The 19,063-nt window shown below is 71.8% G+C and carries 25 protein-coding genes; 12 read left to right on the top strand and 13 right to left on the bottom strand.

What is annotated here, in order from left to right; all coding sequences use genetic code 11:
* Window positions 1-35 precede the first annotated feature (35 nt).
* Complete coding sequence (locus tag FB471_RS22935; protein ID WP_142000455.1) at window positions 36-203, bottom strand: DUF3117 domain-containing protein; 168 nt, start codon at window positions 201-203, stop codon at window positions 36-38.
* Window positions 204-390: 187 nt separating this feature from the next.
* Between FB471_RS22935 and FB471_RS22930 the strand changes: the two genes are divergently transcribed.
* Window positions 391-1,185, top strand: coding sequence for an enoyl-CoA hydratase-related protein (locus FB471_RS22930; RefSeq protein ID WP_142000454.1), 795 nt, complete (start codon window positions 391-393; stop codon window positions 1,183-1,185).
* A gap of 7 nt (window positions 1,186-1,192) precedes the next feature.
* On the opposite strand, the gene FB471_RS22925 is transcribed toward FB471_RS22930, so the two are convergent.
* The 4 genes from FB471_RS22925 to FB471_RS22910 are packed head-to-tail and all read right to left on the bottom strand — an operon-like array spanning window position 1,193 to window position 3,466.
* The gene (locus FB471_RS22925; protein ID WP_142000453.1) at window positions 1,193-1,759 is read right to left on the bottom strand and encodes a DNA-3-methyladenine glycosylase I; all 567 of its coding nucleotides are present in this window, start codon (window positions 1,757-1,759) and stop codon (window positions 1,193-1,195) included.
* Window positions 1,759-2,211 (bottom strand): SRPBCC family protein, encoded by a 453-nt coding sequence (locus FB471_RS22920; RefSeq protein WP_142000452.1) that lies wholly within the window; start codon window positions 2,209-2,211, stop codon window positions 1,759-1,761. Before FB471_RS22920 ends, FB471_RS22925 begins: the two co-directional genes overlap by 1 nt.
* A complete protein-coding gene (locus FB471_RS22915) occupies window positions 2,208-2,510 on the bottom strand; it encodes a DivIVA domain-containing protein (protein WP_142000451.1) in 303 nt (100 codons plus the stop codon). Before FB471_RS22915 ends, FB471_RS22920 begins: the two co-directional genes overlap by 4 nt.
* 35 nt (window positions 2,511-2,545) lie before the next feature.
* Window positions 2,546-3,466 carry a glucosyl-3-phosphoglycerate synthase gene (locus tag FB471_RS22910; RefSeq protein ID WP_142000450.1) on the bottom strand — a complete coding sequence of 307 codons (921 nt, stop codon included), beginning with the start codon at window positions 3,464-3,466 and terminating at the stop codon, window positions 2,546-2,548.
* Window positions 3,467-3,540: 74 nt separating this feature from the next.
* On the opposite strand from FB471_RS22910, the gene FB471_RS22905 reads away from it, so the two are divergent.
* A complete protein-coding gene (locus tag FB471_RS22905) occupies window positions 3,541-4,215 on the top strand; it encodes a lysophospholipid acyltransferase family protein (protein ID WP_142002325.1) in 675 nt (224 codons plus the stop codon).
* Here FB471_RS22905 and FB471_RS22900 read toward each other — a convergent pair whose 3' ends face one another.
* The 3 genes from FB471_RS22900 to dapE are packed head-to-tail and all read right to left on the bottom strand — an operon-like array spanning window position 4,216 to window position 6,670.
* Window positions 4,216-4,764: an LOG family protein gene (locus FB471_RS22900; protein WP_142000449.1), complete on the bottom strand. Its 549-nt coding sequence runs from the start codon at window positions 4,762-4,764 to the stop codon at window positions 4,216-4,218.
* Complete coding sequence (locus FB471_RS22895) at window positions 4,764-5,549, bottom strand: LOG family protein (RefSeq protein WP_142002323.1); 786 nt, start codon at window positions 5,547-5,549, stop codon at window positions 4,764-4,766. Before FB471_RS22895 ends, FB471_RS22900 begins: the two co-directional genes overlap by 1 nt.
* Window positions 5,550-5,587: 38 nt before the next feature.
* Window positions 5,588-6,670, bottom strand: a complete 1,083-nt coding sequence (gene dapE / locus FB471_RS22890; protein ID WP_142000448.1) for a succinyl-diaminopimelate desuccinylase — start codon at window positions 6,668-6,670, stop codon at window positions 5,588-5,590.
* Between the two features lie 43 nt (window positions 6,671-6,713).
* Here dapE and FB471_RS22885 point away from each other — a divergent pair, with 43 nt between their 5' ends.
* Genes FB471_RS22885 through FB471_RS22875 form a run of 3 tightly spaced genes read left to right on the top strand, consistent with a single transcriptional unit; the run spans window position 6,714 to window position 9,200 of the window.
* Complete coding sequence (locus tag FB471_RS22885) at window positions 6,714-7,157, top strand: hypothetical protein (RefSeq protein WP_142002321.1); 444 nt, start codon at window positions 6,714-6,716, stop codon at window positions 7,155-7,157.
* A gap of 42 nt (window positions 7,158-7,199) precedes the next feature.
* Window positions 7,200-8,186 (top strand): 2,3,4,5-tetrahydropyridine-2,6-dicarboxylate N-succinyltransferase, encoded by a 987-nt coding sequence (dapD, locus tag FB471_RS22880; protein ID WP_142002319.1) that lies wholly within the window; start codon window positions 7,200-7,202, stop codon window positions 8,184-8,186.
* A gap of 45 nt (window positions 8,187-8,231) precedes the next feature.
* Entirely contained in the window at window positions 8,232-9,200 is a 969-nt protein-coding gene (locus FB471_RS22875) for a CHAD domain-containing protein (protein WP_142000447.1), read from the top strand.
* Here FB471_RS22875 and FB471_RS22870 read toward each other — a convergent pair.
* The gene (locus FB471_RS22870) at window positions 9,192-10,625 is read right to left on the bottom strand and encodes an FAD-dependent monooxygenase (RefSeq protein WP_211358105.1); all 1,434 of its coding nucleotides are present in this window, start codon (window positions 10,623-10,625) and stop codon (window positions 9,192-9,194) included. The two genes, FB471_RS22875 and FB471_RS22870, sit on opposite strands and share 9 nt — an antisense overlap.
* Before the next feature lie 80 nt (window positions 10,626-10,705).
* Between FB471_RS22870 and FB471_RS22865 the strand changes: the two genes are divergently transcribed.
* Window positions 10,706-11,323, top strand: coding sequence for a TetR/AcrR family transcriptional regulator (locus FB471_RS22865; protein WP_142000446.1), 618 nt, complete (start codon window positions 10,706-10,708; stop codon window positions 11,321-11,323).
* A gap of 277 nt (window positions 11,324-11,600) precedes the next feature.
* Window positions 11,601-12,632: an NADPH:quinone reductase gene (locus FB471_RS22860; protein WP_211358104.1), complete on the top strand. Its 1,032-nt coding sequence runs from the start codon at window positions 11,601-11,603 to the stop codon at window positions 12,630-12,632.
* Between the two features lie 135 nt (window positions 12,633-12,767).
* Here the strand turns inward: FB471_RS22860 and dapC are convergent, their stop codons facing one another.
* From dapC to FB471_RS22845, 3 genes are all read right to left on the bottom strand, one after another.
* Window positions 12,768-13,850: a succinyldiaminopimelate transaminase gene (gene dapC, locus FB471_RS22855; protein WP_142000445.1), complete on the bottom strand. Its 1,083-nt coding sequence runs from the start codon at window positions 13,848-13,850 to the stop codon at window positions 12,768-12,770.
* Window positions 13,847-14,167, bottom strand: a complete 321-nt coding sequence (gene fdxA, locus FB471_RS22850) for a ferredoxin (RefSeq protein WP_142000444.1) — start codon at window positions 14,165-14,167, stop codon at window positions 13,847-13,849. Before fdxA ends, dapC begins: the two co-directional genes overlap by 4 nt.
* A 106-nt stretch (window positions 14,168-14,273) precedes the next feature.
* Complete coding sequence (locus FB471_RS22845) at window positions 14,274-14,462, bottom strand: hypothetical protein (protein WP_142000443.1); 189 nt, start codon at window positions 14,460-14,462, stop codon at window positions 14,274-14,276.
* 47 nt (window positions 14,463-14,509) lie between these two features.
* Between FB471_RS22845 and FB471_RS22840 the strand changes: the two genes are divergently transcribed.
* The 5 genes from FB471_RS22840 to FB471_RS22820 are packed head-to-tail and all read left to right on the top strand — an operon-like array spanning window position 14,510 to window position 18,539.
* Window positions 14,510-15,259 (top strand): GNAT family N-acetyltransferase, encoded by a 750-nt coding sequence (locus tag FB471_RS22840; protein ID WP_142000442.1) that lies wholly within the window; start codon window positions 14,510-14,512, stop codon window positions 15,257-15,259.
* A 14-nt stretch (window positions 15,260-15,273) separates the two neighbouring features.
* On the top strand, window positions 15,274-16,275 hold the full coding sequence (cofD, locus tag FB471_RS22835) for a 2-phospho-L-lactate transferase (protein WP_142000441.1): 1,002 nt from the start codon (window positions 15,274-15,276) through the stop codon (window positions 16,273-16,275).
* Window positions 16,265-17,623 (top strand): coenzyme F420-0:L-glutamate ligase, encoded by a 1,359-nt coding sequence (locus tag FB471_RS22830; protein WP_142000440.1) that lies wholly within the window; start codon window positions 16,265-16,267, stop codon window positions 17,621-17,623. The genes cofD and FB471_RS22830 overlap by 11 nt, the downstream gene beginning before the upstream one ends.
* Window positions 17,617-18,183 carry an NUDIX hydrolase gene (locus FB471_RS22825; protein ID WP_142000439.1) on the top strand — a complete coding sequence of 189 codons (567 nt, stop codon included), beginning with the start codon at window positions 17,617-17,619 and terminating at the stop codon, window positions 18,181-18,183. The genes FB471_RS22830 and FB471_RS22825 overlap by 7 nt, the downstream gene beginning before the upstream one ends.
* Window positions 18,180-18,539 carry a GntR family transcriptional regulator gene (locus FB471_RS22820; protein ID WP_142000438.1) on the top strand — a complete coding sequence of 120 codons (360 nt, stop codon included), beginning with the start codon at window positions 18,180-18,182 and terminating at the stop codon, window positions 18,537-18,539. The genes FB471_RS22825 and FB471_RS22820 overlap by 4 nt, the downstream gene beginning before the upstream one ends.
* Here the strand turns inward: FB471_RS22820 and FB471_RS22815 are convergent.
* Window positions 18,533-19,021, bottom strand: a complete 489-nt coding sequence (locus FB471_RS22815; RefSeq protein WP_142000437.1) for a hypothetical protein — start codon at window positions 19,019-19,021, stop codon at window positions 18,533-18,535. The genes FB471_RS22820 and FB471_RS22815 overlap by 7 nt on opposite strands.
* Between the last annotated feature and the right edge of the window lie 42 nt (window positions 19,022-19,063).

The following is a 19,063-nucleotide window of genomic DNA, read 5'->3' as shown; positions in this document are numbered from 1 at the left end:
TGGCAGGAAGCTGGCAGGAAAATGTCGGGTTCGGCTCAGCCAGTGGCCTCCTGCAGCGCAGCTCCGAGGTCCTTCGCCTCTTCGGCCGACAGCTCGACGACGAGACGCCCACCGCCCTCGAGCGGCACGCGCATCACGAGGCCCCGCCCCTCCTTGGTCACTTCGAGGGGTCCGTCTCCAGTCCGAGGCTTCATGGCCGCCATAGCGTTCCCTTTCGTCTCAACCGGCGCGCCCGGCTCGCGCTCGCCAAAGCAACCGGGTTGTGACCATTCTCCCCTATCACTGAGCGACCGCGAACGCGGACCGATCTTTTCGTGTTGCATAGGTGCTGGTATGCGCTTCACAGGGGTGCCACACTCGCTGACCGACCCACTTTCAGGAGGAAATTTCGTGACGACCGAGGACGTACTGCTGACCGCCGACACCGACGGTGTACGCACGCTGACGCTCAACCGCCCCAAGTCCTACAACTCGTTGACCGTCGAACTCAAGGAGCGGCTGCTGGACGCGCTCCGCGCCGCGGCCGCGGAGGACACGGTGCGTGCGGTCGTGCTCACCGGGGCGGGCAAGGCCTTCTGTGCGGGTCAGGACCTCAAGGAACACGTCGGGCTGCTGCAGGCGGGGGACTCCGCGCCGCTGCGCACGGTCGCCGAGCACTACAACCCGATCGTCCGGACCATCGTGCGGATGCCGAAGCCGGTGATCTCCGCGGTGAACGGCTCCGCGGCCGGCGCGGGCGCCGCCTTCGCCTACGCCAGCGACCTGCGGATCGCGGCGACCTCGGCGAGCTTCCTGATGGCGTTCGCGAACGTCGGCCTCGGCCCCGACTCCGGCGCCTCCTGGACGTTGCAGCGGCTGGTCGGCTACGGCCGGGCGGCGGAGCTGATGCTGCTGGCCCGGACGGTGGACGCCGAGGAGGCGCTGCGGATCGGCCTGGTCGGCGAGGTCGTGCCGGAAGGGGAACTGGCCGAGCGGGCGCAGCAGGTCGCGGCCAGGCTGGCCGCCGGGCCGACGGCCGCCTACGCCCGGATCAAGGACGTGCTGACCACGGCCGCGGAAAGCACCCTGGACGAGGCGCTGGCCGCCGAGGACGCCGCGCAGGCCGCGCTCGGCGCCACCGCGGACCACAGCGAGGCCGTCGAAGCCTTCGTCGCCAAGCGCCCACCGAACTTCACCGGCGCGTAGACGCCGTTCACGAGGCGCGGAAGCAGCCATGGACGTGGTCGTCGACCATGCCGGTGGCCTGCATCATCGCGTAGCAGGTGGTGGGCCCGACGAAGGTGAAACCGCGCTTCTTCAACGTCTTGGCCATCGCCTTCGACTCCGGCGTCACCGCGGGCATCTCCGCCATCGAGGCCGGACGCCGGTGGCTGCCGGGGTCGGGGGCGAAGGACCAGAGCAACTCGTCCAGCGGCTGGTCCAGTTCCACGGTCGCGCGGGCGTTGGTGACCGCCGCCTCGATCTTGGCCCGGTTGCGCACGATCGACGCGTCCGCGAGCAACCCGCTGACATCGGCGTCGGTGAATTGGGCCACCCGTTCCGGGTCGAACCCGGCGAACGCCCTGCGGAAGTTCTCCCGCTTGCGCAGGATCACCAGCCAGGACAATCCGGACTGGAACGACTCCAGGGTGACCCGCTCGAACAAGGCGCTCTCCCCGCGCAACGGGAAACCCCATTCCTCGTCGTGGTACGTGGCGTAGTCGGGGGCGGAATTGCCCCAGGAACACCGCGGTACGCCGTCCGCGCCGATCAGTTCCATCAGGCCCCCATCCGGTAGTGCTCGGCGAACCGAGCGAAGTGGCGTAACGAGTACCACAACCCCGCGGAGAACGCGGGCTTCACCACGGGCCAGCCGAGTTTGCCCAGCGGCCCGAACGGCAGGGTCAGTTGTTCGGACCAGATCAGCACGGACCGGTGGGGCCCGTTCTCCCGCACGTGAAAGGTACCGGTGCCGCGGACCACCTTGCCGAGATGCCGCACCGTGCAGCGGATCGGCGGTTCCCAGTGGGTGATCTCCATCGTGTCGGTGAAGCCGAGGCGGGCCACCCCGGTGAAGGCGGCGAGCCGCGAGCCCACGCTGCGCCCGTTGCCCTCGACCACCCGTACCTCCGTGCCGAGCATCCACTCGCCCTGGCGCTCCCAGTCGGTCAGCGCCAGCCAGGTGGTCCCCGCGGGCGCGGCGACGTCGACCGACACTCCCACATCGGTCATCGAGCCGCCTCGCGTTCGGCCTCCAGTTCGACGATCCTGGCGCGCAGGTCGTCGATCTCGGTGCCGAGTCGCCGCAACACCCAGTCCACTTCGGACATCTTGTACCCACGCAGCACGAGCTGGAACTTCACCGAGGTCACATCCTCGCCGGTCAGGTCCTCGGCGGGCAACCGGGTCGGGGAACTGCCGGGAGCCAGCGGCGCGAGCTCCTCCCCCCTGCCGAACACGACGGCGGCCAGCAGGAACACCACAGCCGCGACAAGCAGCATGACGATGAGGTAGATCAGCGCGGTGGTCACCCGACGATCGTGGCACACGCCACCGGTGGAGGGGATCAACCCCGCGCGGCGAGCACCTCCCGCATCGGCGGCCGATCGGCCACCAGCACCCGCTGGGTGTCCGGCAGCCACTCCCCCGCGACCTGCACGAACTGGGTCAGCCCGGCGGCCTCGCCCACGTCGACACCGCAGCGGTCCAGCGCCGTGCCCAGGATCTGCCGCGCCATCACCCCCAGTTGCAGCAGCGAGCGGTTGCGGTGTTTACGCACCCCGAGGTTGACCTGCGCGAGCGCGTCCAGCCCGTACCGGGACTCGGTGTCCAGCAGCAGGCCGATCTCCACCCCGTACCCCGCGGCGAACGGGACCGACTCCAGCAACCGCCTGCTGGCCGCGTACTCCCCGCCGAGCGGCTGCACCAGCCCGGACAGCGCGGGGCGCAGCGCGGCCAGCACCGGGCGGGCCAGCAGCTCGGTCACCCGGCCGCCGCCGGTGCCTAACTCGTCACTCTCCAGCCGCAACGGGCGCCGGTAGAAACCCTTCACCAGGTGCACGTCCCCGGCCAGCAGCAGCGGGCCGAGCAGCATCGGCACGAAGTCCGGATGCGGCTCGACCAGATCGGAGTCCAGGAACACGAGGAGGTCACCGCTGGTCGCGGCGAGTGACCGCCACAGCACCTCGCCCTTGCCGGGCAGCGGTTCGAACTCCGGCAGCACGTCCTCCCGGTGCACCACCCTGGCCCCGGCGGCGGCCGCGGCCTCGGCGGTGCGGTCGGTCGAGCCGGAGTCGGCGACCACGATCTCGTCCACCAGCGTGCCGAGCAGCGGGAGCACCGAACCGACCACGGCACCGACGGTGTGCTCCTCGTTCAGCGCGGGCAGCACCACCGAGACGGTCCGGTCGCCCTTGGCACGCATGAGGTCCCGGTGGGGCCAGCGCGGATCCTGCCAGGTGCGCCGGGCGAACCACGCTTCGTCCATGCCCGCCTCCAGCGCTCGTGACCTCGTATCCGCCGATCGTGCCATGCTGGACGGAGACCACCGCGGGAGGGATCGTGCTGCACACGCTCATTCGGCTGTCCCTGGCCCCGCTTGCCAGGCTGGTCTACCGGCCCGAGGTGTCCGGGACCGAGCTGGTGCCCGCGGAGGGCCCGGTGGTGCTCGCGGCCAACCACCGGGCGGCCGTCGACACGGCGGTGCTGTCGCTCGTCACGCCGCGCCGGGTGCGGTTCCTCGGCAAGGCCGAGTACTTCACCGGCACGGGCCCGCGGGGGCGGGCGCTGGCGGCGTTCCTCGACGCGCTCGGGTACGTCCCGGTGCGGCGGGGCGATGCCAAGGCGGGGCTCGCCGCGCTGGAGGCAGGCCGCAAGGTGCTGGAAGCGGGCGGCGTGTTCGGGATCTACCCGGAGGGGACGCGCTCGCTGGACGGCAGGCTGCACCGCGGGCACACCGGTGTCGCCGCGCTCGCGCTGGCCACCGGCGCGAAGGTGGTGCCGGTGGCCCTGCACGGCACCGAGCGGGTGCGGCCCGCGGGCGCCCGGCTGCCGCGGGTTGCCAGGGTGCGGGTGCGCTTCGGCGAGCCGCTGGGCTTCTCCCGCTATGCCGGGCTGGAAGCCTCGCCCGCGATCCGGCGCGGGGTGACCGACGAGATCATGTACGCGCTGATGGAGTTGTCCGGCCAGGAGTACGTGGACAACTACCACCAGCGCCCCGGCGAGGCCGCCGCGTAGCTACGCACCGTCCATGCCGGCGAACTTGTCCAGCAACACGGCCGGATCGGGGTCGACGGCGAGCAGCTCGCGGGTGCTCGGCCGGAGGAATCCCTCGACGAGCATGTGGTCGACGAACTCGACCAGCTTGCGGTAGTAGCCGCCGGTGTCCACCAGCCCGATCGGCTTGCCGTGCAGGCCCAGCTGCGCCCAGGTCCACACCTCGAACAGCTCCTCCAGCGTGCCGGCGCCACCCGGCAGCGCGAGGAAACCGTCGGACAGCGCGGACATCTTCGCTTTGCGCTGGTGCATGTCCGCCACCACATGCAGCTCGGTCAGCCCCTCGTGGGCGACCTCGGCCCGTACCAGTTGTTCCGGGATGACCCCGAACACCGTGCCGCCCTCAGCCAGCGCGGCGTCCGCGACGACCCCCATGATGCCCACGCTCGCGCCGCCGTAGACCAGCGTGATGTCCCGCCTGGCGAGCATCCCGCCGAGCGCGGCGGCCTGTTCCATGTACTCCGAGCCGCGGCCGTCGGACGAGCCGCAGAACACGCAGATGCTCTTCACTAGTGCGTTTCCTCCCACGCGCGATAGGCCTCCAGCACGATCTGGACCGCGTCGTCGATGTCGTCGGTGAGGTGCAGCAGGGCCGCGTCCCGCGCACCGATCTTGCCCTCGCTGAGCACGGTGTCCCGGATCCAGTCGTGCAGACCGCCCCAGTACGAGCTGCCGAACAGCACCACGGGGAACTTGGTCACCTTCTTCGTCTGCACCAGGGTCAGCGCCTCGAACAGCTCGTCCAGCGTGCCGAAACCACCGGGCAGGCAGATGAAAGCCTGGGCATACTTGATGAACATGGTCTTGCGGGTGAAGAAGTAGCGGAAGTTCACCCCGAGGTCGACCCAGGGATTCATGCCCTGCTCGAACGGCAGCTCGATCCCGAGCCCGATGGAAAGGCCACCGGCCTCGGACGCCCCGCGGTTGACCGCCTCCATCGAGCCGGGACCGCCACCGGTGATCGCCGCGAACCCCGAGTTCGCCAGCGCGGCGCCGATCTTGCGGCCCGCCTCGTACTCCGGATGCTCCCGCGGGGTGCGGGCGGAGCCGAACACGGTGACCGCCCTCGGCACCTCCGCCAGCGCGCCGAAGCCCTCGACGAACTCCGCCTGGATCCGCAGCACCCGCCACGGGTCGGTGTGCACCCAGTCGCTCGGGCCCCGCGAGTCGAGCAGCCGCTGGTCGGTGGTGCTGTCCTCGGCCCGCCGGGACCGCCGGAGCACCACCGGCCCCCGGTGCCGTTCCGGCGGGTGCTCGGCGTCCTCGACCTGGCCCTCGACCTGCCGATCGGTCACTTCTTCGTTCCCCTGGTCACTCACCCGGCCCACCATAGTCAGCGCCGCACTTCGACAAAGGCGCGCAGCACATCGGCGACCGTACGGATCTCGGCGGCCGCCACGTGCTCCTGCCGGGTGTGCGCCAGCGTGGGGTCGCCGGGGCCGAGGTTCACGGCGGGCATACCGAGCGCGGCGAACCGCGCCACGTCGGTCCAGCCGAGCTTGGCAGCCGCGTGCCCACCCGCCGCAGCCACCAGCTCGGCCACCACCGGCGCGTGCAGCCCCGGCAGCGCGCCACCCGATACGTCCACAACGGACAGCTCGAAGCCGTCGAGGACCTCGCGCACATGCCGCTCGGCCTGCTCGGGGCTCCGGTCCGGCGCGAAGCGGTGGTTCACCGTCAGCACGGCCTCGTCCGGAACCACGTTGCCGGCCACCCCACCGGCCACCCGCACCGCCTGCAGGCCCTCGCGGTAGGTCAGGCCGTCGATGTCCACCACCCGCGGCCGGTACTCGGCGAGCCTGCGCAGCGGTTCGGCCAGCCCGTGGATCGCGTTCTCGCCCATCCAGGCCCGCGCCGTGTGCGCCCGCGTACCCGCGCGGCGCAGTTCGGCTCGCAGGGTTCCCTGGCAGCCGGCCTCGATGACCGCGTTGGACGGTTCGCCCACCACCGCGAGGTCGCCGCGCAACCAGTCCGGCAGCTCGCGCTCGATCCGGCCGAGCCCGTTGCGGGCGGCCTCGACCTCCTCGCAGTCGTAGAAGACGAAGGTCAGGTCGTGCCGGGGCTCGGTGACGGCGGCGGCGAGATGCAGGAACACCGCGTCCCCGCCCTTCATGTCCACCGTGCCGAGCCCGTGCAGGACCTCCCCGGCACCGGAGCCGGTGCGGTGCAGCGGCAGGTTCTCGTTGACCGGCACGGTGTCCAGGTGCCCGGCCAGCACCACTCTGGACGGTCGGCCGAGCCGGGTGCGGGCGAGTACGGCCGCGCCGTTGCGCACCACCTCCAGATGCGGTGCCTGGGCACGCAGGGCGGTCTCGACGGCGTCGGCGATCTCCGCCTCCGCCCCGGAGACGCTGGCGATGTCCACCAGCGCCGCGGTGATCTCGGCCGGGTCGGCATGCAGGTCAAGGGTGCTCACGTTCGGCGACGCTACCGGGCATGCGTACGGTGAGGGCGTGCGCATGCGAGGAGTTCAGGTCGCCGTCGCCGGGACGTTGCTGGCGCTGCTGGCGGGTTGCGGCAGCGAGGCGGGTCCCACGCCCGAGCGGCCGGCGCCGGATCCCGGGCCGGGGGCGTTGCGCGTGAAGCTCGAGGCGCTGGCGGTCGACCAGTGCTATCTCGCGCCCACCGAGCAGGATCCGCCGGGCTGTGAGAAGTACGTCACCCAGTTGGGCAGCATTCCCGGTGCCGCGGAGAAGTACGCGGGCGAGGCGCATCCGGATCTCGCCGAGCACGGGCGGGAGCTGGAGCGCGGCATCCAGGACTACCGGGCACACGCCTGCTACACGGCGGGTGGGGCGGACGAACCGGAATGCCCGAAGGCGCTCGCCGATATGGCCACGGCCCTGCACGAGGTGCAGCGCTCCCTCGGCGACCTGCTCGGCGCGGGGACGACGGCGGGCTGACCCCATGCCGGGGCGGGTACGGTGTGCGCCGTGAGTGAGCCCGTGACTGAGCGCAGCCCCAACCCCGCGACCACCGGCGCCTCCGGCGTCGGCCTGGCCGCCGTGACCACCGGCGGCACCGTGCTGGACACCTGGTTCCCGCAGCCGAAGCTGACCGAAGCGGGCGGCCGGAGCGGTACCGAACGGCTGTCCGCCGCGCAGGCGACCGAGGCTCTCGGCGAGGAGGCCGCGGCGCTGCTCGGCCCGGACACCGACCGCGGCGTCGAGGTGGTGGCGGTCAAGGTCATCACCGGCTCGCTCGCCGAGCCGCCCGCCGACACGCACGAGGTGTACCTGCGGCTGCACCTGCTGTCCCACCGGCTGGTGCGGCCGAACGGGCAGAGCCTGGACGGCATCTTCGGCCTGCTCGCCAACGTCGTGTGGACCAGTCACGGCCCCTGCCCGGTCGAGGGTTTCGAGGCGACCAGGCTGCGGCTGCGCTCGCGCGGCCACGTCACCGTGTACGGGGTGGACAAGTTCCCCCGGATGGTGGACTACGTCACCCCGACCGGCGTGCGCATCGCCGATGCCGACCGGGTCCGGCTCGGCGCGCACCTCGCCGGTGGCACCACCGTGATGCACGAGGGCTTCGTCAACTTCAACGCGGGCACGCTGGGCGCGTCCATGGTGGAGGGCCGGATCTCGGCCGGCGTGGTGGTCGGCGACGGCAGCGATATCGGTGGCGGCGCGTCCATCATGGGCACGCTCTCCGGCGGCGGTCGCGAGGTGATCTCGATCGGCGAGCGCTGCCTGATCGGCGCGAACGGCGGCGCGGGCATCTCGCTCGGCGATGACTCGGTGATCGAGGCCGGCCTGTACATCACCGCGGGCACCAAGGTGTCCGTGGAGGGCAGGACGGTGAAGGCGCGCGAGCTGTCCGGTACCTCCGGTGCGCTGTTCCGGCGCAATTCGGCCACCGGTTCCGTGGAGGTCGTGCCCCGGGACGGAACCGGCATCGAGCTGAACGCCGCGCTGCACGCGAATGACTGAGTTGGGTGACGTGCTCGTCGATCACGTTCAACTACCCTTCACCCGGTGAGCACCGATTCGACACCCGAGGCTCCTGCGGTCACCCCGGCCGGGCTCGGCCTGCCGGACCAGCCCCTGACCGCGGGACCACAGGACCCGCCGGCCGCGCATGTACGCGCGAAGGTGGACGCGCAGCTGCGGGCGCTACTGCGGTACGAACCGGGCACCAGATCCGGCGCCGACCCTGAGGACCTGCACCAGATGCGGGTGGCCGTGCGCCGGATGCGCAGCGTGCTGAAACTCTCCGGTGAGTTGCTCGGGCCGGACGCCGAACGGGTGCGAGTCGAGCTCGGCTGGCTGGGTGGCGCGTTGGGCGAGGTGCGCGACCACGACGTCCTGATCGAGCACCTGCACGAGGTGGTGCGGGACTTCGAGGAGCAGGACCAGCCGGCCGCCGCGGAGCTGATCGCGGTGTTCACCGGGCAGCGCGGCCGGTCCAAGGGCAAGCTGACCAGGGCGTTGAACAGTAAGCGGTACCGGCAGCTACGGCTGGACACCGCGGCGCTGGCGACCGGCTCCGCGGCGGGCCAGGAGGCCGCGCGGGCGGAGGACACCGCGAAGGAGAAGGGCGCCGCACTGGTCGGCACGCTACGCAAGCCGTACCGGCGGTTTCGCAAGGCGGTCCGGGCGCTGCCGGCCGACCCGCCGGACGACGAGCTGCACGAGCTGCGCATCCACTGCAAGCGTTTGCGCTATGCGGCCGAGCTGGCCAGGCCCGCGGCGGGCAAGAAGGGCACCAAGCGGATCAAGACGCTGGTCGGGGCGACCAAGGAGCTGCAGACCGTGCTGGGCGAGCATCAGGACGCCGTGGTGGCCGCCGAGCGGGTCCGCGCCCTGGTGGACGAGCACGAGGGCGGCGTCGCGTTCGTCGCGGGCCGGATCGTGGAGCGGGAACTCGCCCGCCGCGCCGAGGCCCGCCAGGCCTGGCGCGGCATCGTCAAGGACATCGACTCCGCCGCCCGCGCCCTACTCTGACCTCCGCTCACCCCCGCCTCGGCCTGCCAGGTAGCCATCGGGGCGGATCAGCACGGTCGTACCCCGGGTGGCCTGGTAGGCGGCGTGAGCATGGTTGCCGGTGTCGACCACGGAATCCTCGCCCGCCGAGCAACCGGGCGGTAGTACCACGTAGGAGTGCACACCAGGCTCCGGGCCGGGGCACGGGGCACCGAAGGTGAGCCGGGTGGCGTGCGGACCGCGGAACAGGTCGAACAGCCGCAGGCTGCCGGTGACCCCCAGGACCGGCGCGTCCGGCGCCCGGTCACCCGGCAACAGGCCGTCCCCTTCGTCCTCCCGGTAGCTGATGTCCAGCTGCCGGGTGTCCGCACCGCGGTAGTGAGCATCCGGCGCGCCGCTGGTGTACTTGCGCAGCAGGCGTTCGCTCAGCCCGAGCACACCGGCGGCGACCGGCAGCCGCTCGGACTCGTAGCTGTCCAGCAACGCGGGTGAGCCCTCGGCCAGCTTCCAGCCGAGGTTGTAGGCGTCCTGCACCCCGGTGTTCAGGCCCTGCCCACCGGTCGGCGGGTGCACATGCGCCGCGTCGCCCGCCAGGAACACCCGGCCCACCCGGAACCGCTCGGCCAGCCGCGCGTTCGGTCGCCACACCGTCGCCCACGTCAGGTCCCGCAACCGGACACCGGCGGGCGCTCTTACGCCGTCCAGGAGCTTCCGCAGGGTGTCCAGCCCGGTGCCCGCGTCGCTCCCGCCCAGCGGGGCGGCGAACTGGAACCAGTCGCCACCGGGCAGCGGGGTGAGCACGACGCCGGCGGCCGGGTCCTCGGCACGGGCGAACCAGTGGCCGTAGCCGTGGTCGAGGCCGTCCGCGCGAACGTCGCCGAGCAGCATCCGGACCGACTCGTCGGTGTCGCCGGGGAAACCCACCCCGAGCGACTTGCGCACGAAACTGCTCCCGCCATCGGCCCCGACCAGGTACCGGCACCGGACGGTGCGTTCCCCGCCGCCGTGCGCCAGCGTCGCCGTCACGCCCCGCTCGTCCTGGCTCAGCCCGGTCAGCTCGGTACCGAGCTCCACCCGCACGCCCAGCCCGGCAAGGCGCTCGCGCAGGATGTGCTCGGTCCGGGACTGGCCGAGCACCCAGCCGTTCGGGTAGGGCACATCCGGGGTGGGCTCCAGCACCGGGCTCATCCGGCGCTCCTCGGCGAACTCCCCGTCCAGGTAGGCGCGGACCGGCGCCTGCGGTGCGCCTTCGGCGAGTACCGCGTCCAGCACACCGAGGTCCTCGAAGACCTCGAGGGTGCGCGGTTGCAACCCGTCCCCCCGCGACCCCGCGAAGTACGTCCCGGCCTTGTCCACGATCCGCACCCCGACACCCCGCCGGGCCAACTCGATGGCCAGGGTCAGGCCGGTCGGACCCGCTCCGGTCACCAGCACCTCGATATCCACGGGCACCTCCAAGTGAATTTCAGTTCAGTGAATATGAATTCAGTTTGCTGCTGTTAGCGTGCGGCGTCAAGGAGGTGCCGATGAACCGGAGGGCGCGGGCGGCCGAGACCGAGGCGGCGCTGAAGCAGGCGGCCAAGCGCGTATTCGCCCGGCAGGGCTACCTGAACACGAAGATCACCGACATCACCGCCGAAGCGGGCCGGGCGGCCGGGTCGTTCTACAACCACTTCGCGGGCAAGGAGGAACTGCTCACCGCCCTGCTGACCGACATGCTGGCCGAGGGTGACCGCGCGGTCGCCGAGGACCCCACGCACAGCGCCGACTTCACCGATCGCGCGGCGGTGCGCTGGCATATCGCGGCCTACTGGCGCTTCTACCGGGCGCACCTGCCGGAGATGATCGCGCTCCGGCAGGCCTCGATGGTGAACGCGGAGTTCGACCGCAGGCTGCGCGAGATCATGGCGGCCGACCGGGAGGACCTGCGCGACCACCTGGAGCGGGTTCCGGTGCTGCCCGGCGACCCGGAGCTGGTGATCTCCGCCATGTACAGCCTGCTGGACCAGTTCGCCTGGACCTGGCTGGCGGCCGGCGGCGACGGCAGCGGTCGCACCCTGCCCGACGACGAGGCGATCGACCTGCTGACCGACTTCCTCTACCGCGGCATCGCGGGGTCGGGAACGGCCAACTCGCCTACCTGAACGGCAAACTCGGGTACGTGAGCAGCAAAACGGCTTTCCCCGACGAGATCGTGGCCGAGGCGGTTTGGGTGTTCCTACCGATTACCGATCCGGTCGCTACCCGGTCTGGCGACTCCTTTGTGTTCGCCTTCCGGGGTATGCGGAATACGTCTGTGCTCGCGCGGGTTCGGCGGAGGTGCGGCCAGCGAGCGTGTGCTGGTGAGCACCGAACCGACAGACGACACAGCGGTTGCGCGCCGACGGTGCGGCAGTGGGGCCGGCGAAGGATTGGTGAGAGATGAAGGTCGTTGTCCGGACCGCGGCTGGTGGACCCGAGGTCTTCCAGATCGTCGAACGCGCGGTTCCCGAGCCCGGCCAGGGAGAGGTACGCGTTCGGGTGCACAGCTCGGGTGTCAACCCCACGGACTGGCGCAGCCGCCTGCGCCCCCTTCCGGAGGGCGTGCGCGAGCAGGTGCCGCACCAGGACGGCGCCGGGGTGATCGACGCCATCGGCCCGCAGGTGGATCCGGACCGGGTCGGGCAGCGGGTGTGGCTCTGGGAAGCGGCCTGGCAGCGGGCGTGGGGTACGGCCGCGCAGTACACGGTCGTCCCCGACCGGCAGGCGGTCGTCCTGCCCGGCGACGCTTCGTTCGAGCTTGGCGCGGCATTGGGCATCCCTGCCCTGACCGCGCATCGCGCGCTGAGCGTCGCCGAGGGCGGCTCAGGACGTGTCGCGCCGAACTCGTTGCGGGGAGCCACCGTTCTGGTGGCGGGCGGCGCCGGCGCGGTCGGCAACGCGGCCGTTCAACTCGCCCGGTGGGCCGGTGCACGGGTGATCACCACCGTCAGCGGCCCGGCCAAGGCCGCGCTGGCGCGCGCGGCCGGTGCCCACCACGTAGTCGACTACCACGCGCAGGACGCTGCTGTGGCGATCCGGGCCATCGCGCCCGAGGGCGTGCACATCATCGTCGAGGTCGCGCCGACGGCCAACGCCTCGCTCGACGTCGCGGTGGCAGCCCGCGGGGCGGTCATTGCCTTCTACGGGGGCACCACGGGAGAGTACCTGTCTGTGCCGGTGCTCGAGTCGCTGCCGGCCAACCTGCGCTGGCAGGGCGTTTATGTCTACACGGTGCCGCCCGCGGCCAAGGACCACGCGGTCACCGACGTCGCGGCGGCCGTGGCGGCGGGTGCCTTGCGGGTGGGGGAACAGGCCGGGCTACCGCTGCACCACTTCCCGTTAGAACGGATCGCCGACGCCCAGGTCGCCCTCGAGCGAGGCACGGTCGGCAAAGTCCTCCTCACCATCCCGCACACCGATCCAGCAGGATGATCCGCGGACTCTGGTTAGCTGCCCGAGTCGACACTTGACTAACTCACGTACATGGGGAGCAAACTCGCGCGCGTGAGCGGCCAACTCGCGCGCGTGGGGAGCAAACACGCCTACGTGAGCGGCAAACACACCGCGTCAGAGGCGGTCGGCGGCGGCGTGGATCCGTTCGTCGGTCGCGGTGAGGGCGACCCGGACGTGCCGGCCCCCGGAGGGGCCGTAGTAGGTTCCGGGGGCGACCAGGATGCCACGGTCGGCCAGCCGGTCGACGCTCGCGCGCGCGTCCTCGTCCCTGGTTGCCCACAGGTAGAGGCCGGCCTCGGAGTGGTCGATCCGGAACCCGGCCCGTTCCAGCGCGGGCCGCAGCACCGCGCGCCGCGCCGCGTAGCGCTCCCGCTGCTCGGCGACCAGGTCGTCCGCGGCCAGCGCGACGGTCATCGCCTCCTGCACCGGTCGCGGCACGATCATGCCCGCATGCTTGCGCACCCCGAGCAGGGTGGACACCAACGCGGGGTCGCCGGTCACGAAACCGGCGCGGTAACCCGCCAGGTTGGCCGACTTGGACAGCGAGTGCACGGCGAGCAGGCCCGCCATGTCGCCCCCGTGCACATCCGGACGTAGCAACGAGACCGGCTCGGCCTCCCAGCCGAGATCCAGGTAGCACTCGTCGGACACCACGATGGTGCCCCGCTCCCGCGCCCAGTCGACCACCTTGCGCAGGTGCTCGATGCCGAGCACGCGCCCGGTGGGGTTGGCCGGTGAGTTCAACCAGAGCAGCGCGGGCCGCTCGGGGCCGAACGCGGTCAGTCCCTCCACCCTGCGCACCTCGGCGCCGGCGAGCAGGGCACCCACCTCGTAGGTGGGGTAGGCCAGCTCGGGGATCGCGACCACGTCGCCCGCGCCCACCCCGAGCAGCCTGGGTAGCCAGGCGACGAGCTCCTTGGAGCCGATGGTCGGCAGCACCGCCTCCGGCGGCACCGACACCCCGTGCCTGCGCAGCAACGCCGCCGCCGCGGCCTCGCGCAGCTCGGGGGTGCCATGTGTGGTCGGGTAGCCGGGCAGTTCGGCGACCGAGGCGAGCGCTTCCCGGATGCGCGGGGGCACCGGGTCCACCGGCGTTCCGACCGAGAGGTCGGCTATCCCGCCGGGGTGCGCACTCGCCCTCGCCTTCTGCCCGGCGAGCAAATCCCAGGGAAAGTCGGGCAGTGCCGGAAGGCTCATTCGCCCTGCGGCGGCAGGTCCTTGATCCACTGCGGGTCGTGGGCGGTCTTCCCGACCTTGGACGCCCCGCCCGGTGAACCGAGCTCGTCGAAGAAGTCGACGTTCGCCTTGGTGTAGTTGCTCCACTCGTCGGGGACGTCGTCCTCGTAGTAGATGGCCTCGACCGGACAGACCGGCTCGCATGCCCCACAGTCGACGCACTCGTCGGGATGGATGTAGAGCATCCGGTCGCCTTCATAGATGCAGTCGACGGGGCACTCGTCGATGCATGCCTTGTCGAGCACGTCGACGCAGGGCTCGGCGATCACATATGTCACTGGGCTCTCCTGCTGTTTCGTCCATGGGTCTGGCCCGACGTCGACATTACGCGGTCACCCGCTGCCGTCGGCGCGTGGGCCACCCGCCATACCCTCAGTACGCAACCTACTGCGGCCCGCGTTTCCGCGGCTGCACCCTGCGGTCACCGGTGACCACGAACCGGGGCTGCTCCCGCTCCTGCTCCTGCGCTCCGGCGTCCTCCCGCGACTCGGTGCTCAGCCTGCGGTTCAGGTTGTCCGCGATCTCGGCGACCAGGTCCTCGTTGTGCCGGTCGTCCTTGCGTGCGACGCTCATCGGTCCTCCCTGCTCGCGGCCTATTCGGTTACCCCCACAATCTAACCGTGAACGAGGCCGAGATGTTGGAGAACGCATGCGCCGATGCCTGGCCCGCGCTCACCGACCAGCCGCTGGGCCAGTGGCGGCTGCGTGCGGCCGCGGGCTTCACCGGCAGGGCAAACGGTGCGCTGGCGATCGGCGATCCGGGCACCGGCGTGCCGCGGGCGCTGAAACACGCATGTGAGTTCGCCCACGTCCACGGCATCCAGCCGGTGGCTCAGGTGCTGGACGGCAGCGCCACCGAGCGCGCGGTCGCGGCGGCGGGCTGGGTGCACCACGAAGGTCATCAGGCCGGGTACGAGGTCTCGGTGCTGCTCGGCCCTGCCGAGCAGCCAGGGGCCACCGGCAGCGGGGTCGGCGGGGTCAGCGTGGCGGAAACCCCTTGCGCCCCCTGGTGGGAGCTGGTCGCCGGGACCGCGTCACCCGGGCGGGCCCAGCGGCACGTGCTGGCCGGTGGAACGGCACCGGTCGGGTTCGCCACGGCGAGGGTGGGCACCGAGACCGTCGGGGCCGCACGCGGCACGGTGGTGGGCAGCCTGCTGCATGTCGCCCGGCTGACCGTCGTGGCCACGCACCGCAGGCGGGGGCTCGGCACGGTGCTGATGAACGGGCTGGGCCGGTGGGCGGCGCGGTACGGCGCCACCCGCTGCGTGCTCCAGGTGGAGGCGAACAACACGGCCGCGCTCGCGCTCTACCGCGGGCTCGGTTTCACCGAACATCACCGGTACCGGTACTGGGTCCCGGCGAAAGCGTGAAAGGATCCGGCGGCGTGAAGGTTGTCGTACTGGTCGGCGGAGTGGGCGGGGCCCGCTTCCTGCTCGGCGTGCAGGCCGCACTGGGGCTGCCCCCGGTGGGGGCGGCGAAGAAGGATGTCCCGCACGAGGTCACCGCGGTGGTGAACACCGGGGACGACGTGTGGATGCACGGGCTGCGGGTCTGCCCGGACCTGGATACCTGCATGTACACCCTCGGCGGGGGCATCGACACCGAACGCGGCTGGGGGCACGCGGGCGAGACCTGGACCGTCAAGCAGGAGTTGGCGGCCTACGGTGCCGAACCGACCTGGTTCGGGCTCGGGGACAAGGACATCGCCACGCATCTGATCCGATCCAGGATGCTGCGGGCCGGCTACCCGCTGTCCGCGGTGACCGAGGCGTTGTGCGCCCGCTGGCAGCCAGGGCTGCGGCTGCTGCCGATGTCCGACGACCGGGTGGAGACCCACGTCGTCGTGGACGACCCGGATGATCCCGAGCAGCGCAAGGCCCTGCACTTCCAGGAGTGGTGGGTGCGCTACCGCGCCGAGCTGCCCGCGCACACGATCGTGCCGGTCGGCGCCGAGGAGTCGGTGCCCGCGCCCGGCGTGCTGGACGCCATCGGCGAGGCCGATGCCGTGCTGCTGGCGCCGTCCAACCCGGTGGTCTCGGTCGGCACCGTGCTGTCCGTGCCGGGTGTTCGCGAGGCGCTGCGCAAGACCGAGGCCGGGGTGGTCGGCCTCTCCCCGATCATCGAGGGCAGGGCGTTGCGCGGCATGGCCGACGCCTGCCTCGGCGCGATCGGCGTGGAAACCACCGCGGAAGCGGTCGGCAGGCATTACGGTTCCCGGCAGACCTCCGAGGAGGGGGTACTCGACGGCTGGCTGGTGCAGTCCGGCGAGGCGGTCAGCGTGCCCGGTGTCGCGGTGCGCGGGGTGCCGCTGCTGATGTCCGATGTGGACGCCACCGCGCGGATGGCCCGCGCGGCGTTCGAACTGTGCGGAGTGGATGTTGACTGACCCGAAGCCGGCCGACCACTCGGCGAACCGGTTGGAGATCCTGCCGGTCGAGGGCCTGCCGGAGTTCCGGCCTGGCGACGACCTCACCGGGGCCATCGCCGACGCCGCGCGCTGGCTGCGCTCCGGCGACGTGCTCGTGGTCACCAGCAAGATCGTCTCCAAGATCGAGGGCAGGCTGGTCCGCGTTCCGGACGATCCGGAGGCAAGGGACGCGGCGCGGCGGAAGCTGGTCGAGGAGGAGGCCACCGCGGTGATCGCCCGGTTCGGCCGCTCGTTGATCACCGAGAACCGGCTGGGCATCGTGCAGGCCGCCTCCGGGGTGGACGCCTCGAACGTGGCCGGGGACGAGCTCGCCCTGCTGCCGACCGACCCGGATGCCTCGGCGCTGGCGTTGCGCAGCGGGCTGCGGGAGCGGCTCGGCGTCGAGGTCGGGGTGCTGATCACCGACACCATGGGCCGGGCGTGGCGGATCGGCCAGACCGACGCCGCGATCGGCGCGTCCGGGCTGCGGGTGCTGCACTCCTACGCCGGCGCCGTGGACGGGCGGGGCAACGAGCTCGCGGTCACCCAGGTCGCCGTCGCGGACGAGCTGGCCTCCGCGGCCGACCTGGTGAAGGGCAAGCTGGGTGCCACCCCGGTCGCGGTGGTACGCGGGCTGCGGATCGAGGACGACTCCTCCACCGCGCGCGACCTGCTCCGTCCGGTCGAGGAAGACCTGTTCCGGCTCGGCGCCAACGAGGCGGTCGAGCAGGGCCGCAGGGACGCGGTGCTGCTGCGCCGCTCGGTTCGCCGGTTCAGCGCGGACCCGGTCGACGAGGAACCGCTGCGCAGGGCCATCGGCACGGCACTCACCGCGCCCGCCCCGCACCACACCCGGCCGGTCCGGTTCGGCTGGTTGCGCGGGAGCGAGCGGCGACGCACGCTGCTGGAGGCGATGCGCGCGGCCTGGCGTGCCGACCTGACCGCCGACGGCTTCACCGAGGAGCAGATCGCCAAGCGGTTGAGCAAGGGCGACATCCTGTTCGACGCACCCGAGGTGGTGGTTCCCTTCCTGCGCACGGAGGGTGCGCACACCTACCCGGACCAGCGGCGCAATGCCTGCGAGCACACGATGTTCACGGTCGCGGGCGGGGCCGCGGTGCAGGGGCTGCTGGTGGCACTGGCCGCCGAGGGACTCGGTTCCTGCTGGATCGGCTCGACCATCTTCGCCGCGGACGTGGTGCGGGACGTCCTCGGCCTCGGCCCGGAATGGGAGCCACTCGGCGCGGTGGCCATCGGCCATGCCGCGGACGGCCCGCAACCGCCACGCCCGCCACGCGAACTCGACGAGGGGCTGATCGAATGGTGAACCAGAACGGCGAACTGCACGCCGATGCCGTGTCCACATTGGACTCGTGGAAGCCGGCCACACTGGCACAGGAATCGCTGCGCCAGGGGTATCTCGGCTTCCTCGCGGCCAGGCCGGACGCCTGCGCGCGGTCCTGCGCGGCGGGTCACCTCACCGCGTCGGCCGTGGTGCTGGACCACACCGGCGAACGGGTGCTGCTCACGCTGCACCCGAGGGTCGGCCGCTGGCTCCAACTCGGCGGGCACTGCGAGCCGGAGGACACCTCGCTGGCCACGGCGGCGCTGCGCGAGGCACGCGAAGAGTCCGGATTGGACGGACTGGTCATCGACCCCGAACCGGTACACCTCGACGTGCACCCGATCACCTGCTCCCTCGGCGTGCCGACCCGGCATTTCGACGTGCGGTTCCTGATCCGGGCGCCGGCCGGCGCCCAGCCGGTGCGCAGCACGGAGTCGGAGGACCTCGGCTGGTGGCCCGCGACCGCGCTGCCGCCGGGTACCGAGGACCTCACCGAGCTGATCGCCGCCGCGCTGGAACGGACGACCGCGGCGGCGACATGATCGTCCGGCTGGACGGCGACTCGCCGGTGCCGCCGTTCGAGCAGGTACGTGCCGAGCTGGCCAGGCAGATCAACGAAGGGACCCTGCCGGTCGGCACCAAGCTCCCGACCGTGCGGGCGCTCGCCGCGGACCTCGGCATCGCCCCGAACACGATCGCCCGTGCCTACCGGGAGCTGGAGGAGGCCGGCCTGATCGAGACCAGGGGCAGGGCGGGCAGTTTCGTCGGCGCCGCCGGGCAGCACAGCCGCGCCCGCGCCAGGCAGGCGGCACTCGCCTACGCGGAGACCGTGCACCGGCTGGGGCTCGACCGGGACGAGGCGCTGGCCATCGTCGCGGCCGCCATCCGGGGTCAGTGACCGTGTCGCTGGTGCGCCAGCACCCGGCACACCAGCACGGTGGCCGGCTGCGGGCGGGGCCGGACCGCCGTCGCGATCGCGTCCTCGTAGCTGTCGAACCCACTCGCCCCGCCACCGGCCTGGCGCACCAGCCGGTACGGGAACATCCACGCCTCTCGGCGCACGCTTAGTCGCTGAGCGTCATCGGTGGATCGACGCAATCCGTCAGCAGGGTGACGCGTCTCCGGCCATTCGCGCAGTACCACCCCGTTCACCACCACCGCGAGCTTCTCCAGCAGGGAGAGCGCCTTGTACCCGACCGGGAGCGCGTCCTGGACGACCCGGCACTCCTCCTGCCACGGCTCCCCGGCCACCCAGGCCCGCGACCATCCGTTGACCTCGTAAAGGTGCTGGGTACGCGGCTCGTCGACATCAAAAGGGTCGAGCCCGCCCAGCGGGTAGTCATAGCTGACTTTCGTCGGGTGCGGACGCGGGACAGTCACAATGCGGGAACCTATCCGTTGAACACGCTCCGCGTACAGCCA

Source organism: Amycolatopsis cihanbeyliensis (genome assembly GCF_006715045.1).
Classification (GTDB): domain Bacteria; phylum Actinomycetota; class Actinomycetes; order Mycobacteriales; family Pseudonocardiaceae; genus Amycolatopsis; species Amycolatopsis cihanbeyliensis.
The sequence above is the reverse complement of the archived record's forward strand: the minus strand, read 5'-3'. Positions and strand labels throughout refer to the sequence as shown.